This window comes from Wolbachia endosymbiont of Pentalonia nigronervosa, assembly GCF_014534705.1.
Lineage (GTDB): Bacteria > Pseudomonadota > Alphaproteobacteria > Rickettsiales > Anaplasmataceae > Wolbachia.
Window position 1 is genome coordinate 1 of record NZ_JACVWV010000100.1, and the last position, 3,176, is coordinate 3,176.

At 34.9% G+C, this 3,176-nt stretch carries 7 protein-coding genes and 1 pseudogene; 7 read left to right on the plus strand and 1 reads right to left on the minus strand.

The window, feature by feature from the left end; genetic code table 11:
• The 6 genes from IC220_RS06620 to IC220_RS06645 form a co-directional block, all read left to right on the plus strand.
• Window positions 1–452: phage tail protein (locus IC220_RS06620; protein ID WP_188153678.1), on the plus strand; the 452-nt coding region annotated here is incomplete at its 5' end.
• Window positions 449–922: a hypothetical protein gene (locus IC220_RS06625; RefSeq protein WP_188153679.1), complete on the plus strand. Its 474-nt coding sequence runs from the start codon at window positions 449–451 to the stop codon at window positions 920–922. The genes IC220_RS06620 and IC220_RS06625, both read left to right, overlap by 4 nt.
• Window positions 909–1,373 carry a phage baseplate assembly protein V gene (locus IC220_RS06630; protein ID WP_188153680.1) on the plus strand — a complete coding sequence of 155 codons (465 nt, stop codon included), beginning with the start codon at window positions 909–911 and terminating at the stop codon, window positions 1,371–1,373. Before IC220_RS06625 ends, IC220_RS06630 begins: the two co-directional genes overlap by 14 nt.
• Before the next feature lie 32 nt (window positions 1,374–1,405).
• The gene (locus IC220_RS06635; protein ID WP_223158803.1) at window positions 1,406–1,624 is read left to right on the plus strand and encodes a PAAR domain-containing protein; all 219 of its coding nucleotides are present in this window, start codon (window positions 1,406–1,408) and stop codon (window positions 1,622–1,624) included.
• A gap of 2 nt (window positions 1,625–1,626) precedes the next feature.
• Window positions 1,627–1,977 carry a GPW/gp25 family protein gene (locus tag IC220_RS06640; protein WP_188153682.1) on the plus strand — a complete coding sequence of 117 codons (351 nt, stop codon included), beginning with the start codon at window positions 1,627–1,629 and terminating at the stop codon, window positions 1,975–1,977.
• Window positions 1,955–2,737, plus strand: coding sequence for a baseplate assembly protein (locus IC220_RS06645; RefSeq protein WP_188153683.1), 783 nt, complete (start codon window positions 1,955–1,957; stop codon window positions 2,735–2,737). Before IC220_RS06640 ends, IC220_RS06645 begins: the two co-directional genes overlap by 23 nt.
• Here the strand turns inward: IC220_RS06645 and IC220_RS06650 are convergent.
• Window positions 2,713–3,000, minus strand: coding sequence for an HU family DNA-binding protein (locus tag IC220_RS06650; RefSeq protein ID WP_188153684.1), 288 nt, complete (start codon window positions 2,998–3,000; stop codon window positions 2,713–2,715). The two genes, IC220_RS06645 and IC220_RS06650, sit on opposite strands and share 25 nt — an antisense overlap.
• A gap of 48 nt (window positions 3,001–3,048) precedes the next feature.
• Here IC220_RS06650 and IC220_RS06655 point away from each other — a divergent pair.
• Window positions 3,049–3,176 (plus strand): annotated as a pseudogene (locus IC220_RS06655) (phage tail protein); the annotation flags it as partial.

Below are 3,176 nucleotides of genomic sequence, written 5' to 3' on the forward strand. Positions count from 1 at the left end.
AAGTAAGACTTGCAACCACAAGGGCACTGAATAAAACAGCACTTTGGGTAAAGGCACAAGCTGCTAAGGAAATCAGTAAGGAAAAGCAAATAAAGTTAAATCTGATAAGAAAGAGATTGAGGATTTTCAAAGCAAAAACAAGCAGATTGGATGTATTAATAAGAGCAAATTTATATAACATAAGAGCGTCATCTCTAGGAAAAATGAAACAGACAAGGATGGGTGCAAAAGCAGGAAAACATGAGTTTATAGGAGGATTTATAGCAGTTATGCCAAGAGGTTATAAAGGAGCTTTTAAACGTGAAGGAAAGACAGCACTGCCAATACAGGAAGTTAAATTACCATTGGAACCAGAAGCGTCAAAAATAATAAAGGATCTTGTAAGTTATGAAGTTGAAAAGGTATTTGGAAAGTTTTTTGAACGTGAGTTGAGCTACATTGCAAAAATATGAATTGGAAAGATTTACATAACGCAATTTGTACTACGCTGAAGAGGGAAATACCAGCGATACAAACCTGTGAAGTATATCCAACAATAAGGAAAGAATTAGTAGCGCCAGCAGTATTTGTGGAACTTAGTAGCTTTGAAAAAGGACGTGATCCTGGAACTGAAGAATTAGCTTTAAGAGCAAGATTTGAAGCAAGGATAGTAATTGATTCTACAGTAGAAAATGCGCCTATAATTGTGAGATCTCTAGCTGCTGAGGTTGCAAGGGTAATAAACAGAAATACATGGGGAATGAGTGTATCTCCGGCTGAGTTTGTATCAGCGGAAGTTGATGGATTTCGGCCAGAATTAGATGCATATATTGTCTGGTTGGTTGAATGGGCGCATGAAGTGCATGTCGGAAAATCAGTCTGGTTAGAGGAAAAAATTCAATCTCACAAAATAGACATTGGGGAAGTAAATGCTGGAAAGTAATTTTGCTATTGCAGAGCTGCAAAGGAAATTAGCCAATGTTATCCGTATTGGTGTAGTGAAAGAAATAGATTACGAAAAAGCAAAGGTAAAAGTGAAAATAGGAGAGTCTTTGACAGATTTTTTGCCATGGATAGCAAGTAGAGCTGGGGAAGAAAGAGTTTGGGTACCACCGAGTATTGACGAGCAGGTAGTAATATTTTCACCACTTGGAGAATTATCACTGGGAGTAGTATTAGCTGGAATCTATCAACAGAAATATACTGCACCAGAAAGCAAAAAAGAGGTAAATAGTTTTAAATTTGTGGATGGAACAAAGGTATTATACAATAAAGAAAATGGTCATTTAGAAGTTAATGTAATAAATAAACTAACATTGAAAGTTGGGGAATCAAGTATAGAAATGACAAAGGATAAAATAAAACTGAAAGCAAGTAGGATAGAGCTAAATTAATGCTAAGAGTTGTCAGAAAAGGAGATCATTGCATGGAAGAAAGGCCACATTTTTGCATTACTGGAAGCCTCAATGTTTTTGTGAATGATAAGCCGATTTGCAGACAAGGAGACGGGTTTAGTGAAGGAAAAATATTAACTGAAGGGTCAAAAGTAGTGTTTGCAAATGGTTACGGAATTGGAAGAGTTGGAGATTTAGTATCCTGTAGTTCCAAGGTAGTAAGTGGAAGTCCAAATGTTTTTTGTGGTTAAAAATGCAAGGAATGAATAATACAACAGGAAAAAAGTTAGAAGGGTTAGAGCATCTAAAACAATCGATAGCTGATATACTGACCACACCGATAGGCAGCAGAATAATGAGAAGGGATTATGGCTCAAGATTATTTGAGTTAGTTGATAGGCCAGTAAACCGTGATTTTACATTAGAAATTTATGCGGCAGTAGCAGAAGCGCTAGGCAGGTGGGAGAAGAGATTCAGAGTGGAAAAAGTGAAAATTAAAGAAGTAAAAGAAGGAAAGGTTATAATTTCACTTGCAGGCATATTAGAGGGTAAATCTATAAATATTAGTGAGGTTGAGATAAATGCAGCTACCAAACATTATTGAGAAATTAAGTTTCGAAGAAATCTTTTCACGGATGAAGGAGGAACTAATCCACCGTGATGAAAATTTTACTGCTTTAGTCGAAAGCGATCCAGCAATGAAAATTATTGAAGTAGCAGCATGGAGAGAATTGTTACTGAGACAGAGAATAAATGAAGCAGCAAAAGCAAATTTACTGAAGTTTGCAGAAGGAACAGATCTCGATCACTTAGCTGAGTTTTATGGAGTAGAAAGAAAAGATGAAGAAAATGATGAAAGTTTTAGAAAAAGAATAAAAGCAAAAATAAAAACAGGTGGAAGTAAGGAACATTATAAGTACCATGCACTGTCAGCAGATACAAGAGTTAAGGATGCTTTAGTGGAATCACTGGTACCAGGAAAGGTGCAAATTTCAATTTTATCAACAGAATTATCCACACCATCAGAAGCACTACTAGAAATTGTCAGAAATCAGCTAAACAAGGACGATGTAAGGATATTAACCGATACTATAGAAGTGGTAAATTGCAATATTGTTGAAATAGATATCCACAGTAAGATCACAGCAGTATCAGAAGATATAATTAAAGTGGCAAAGAAGCAATTTATAGAAAAGTTTGAAGCAAGCAAAAGACTTGGTTGGAGTGTTACAAAATCATGGATTATAGCAAATTTGTTTGTAGAAGGGGTAGAAAATATAGAGTTGATAGAGCCTCAAGAAGACGTTGTTATTAAAGGAAATGAATGTGCTTTTCTTGGTTATGTTGAATTAGAGGAAAGATAAGATTTGAAGCGTATTTTTTTATTTGAAGGAATGGTGAAAGTCTGACCAGTGAGAGGATTCCGTGCAATACGTGATTTAAGATTTACTGGGTAGAAACGACCAATGTTATGGAGGCGAAAATACTCCCCTTCCCCTAGATGATATAACTTATTCTTTAAAGTATTAATAATGAAGTCAAAAATCAAGGAAGCTTGTGCAGAATTTTTAATACCGAGAATATCCTTATTTTTAATAAGTTCATCAATGATTTGTTTTTTGCTCATGTATTGCCTAAATAAAAAGAAATTAAAGTAATAGAAAAGAAAAATCAAATGAAAAGTTTATTACCACCAAATGCGACAAAACAAGAAAAAGCATTAGTTGAAGCGATAGACTATAGAGTAGATCCAAGAAGCATAAGAGGATTTAAGTTTAATCTTAAAGATGAAATATTGCCGTG

Coding starts and splice junctions, on each gene's coding strand:
- IC220_RS06625 (WP_188153679.1), top strand. CDS start 449: ATGAATTGGAAAGATTTACATAACGCAATTTGTACTACGCTGAAGAGG.
- IC220_RS06630 (WP_188153680.1), top strand. CDS start 909: ATGCTGGAAAGTAATTTTGCTATTGCAGAGCTGCAAAGGAAATTAGCC.
- IC220_RS06635 (WP_223158803.1), top strand. CDS start 1,406: ATGGAAGAAAGGCCACATTTTTGCATTACTGGAAGCCTCAATGTTTTT.
- IC220_RS06640 (WP_188153682.1), top strand. CDS start 1,627: ATGCAAGGAATGAATAATACAACAGGAAAAAAGTTAGAAGGGTTAGAG.
- IC220_RS06645 (WP_188153683.1), top strand. CDS start 1,955: ATGCAGCTACCAAACATTATTGAGAAATTAAGTTTCGAAGAAATCTTT.
- IC220_RS06650 (WP_188153684.1), bottom strand. CDS start 3,000: ATGAGCAAAAAACAAATCATTGATGAACTTATTAAAAATAAGGATATT.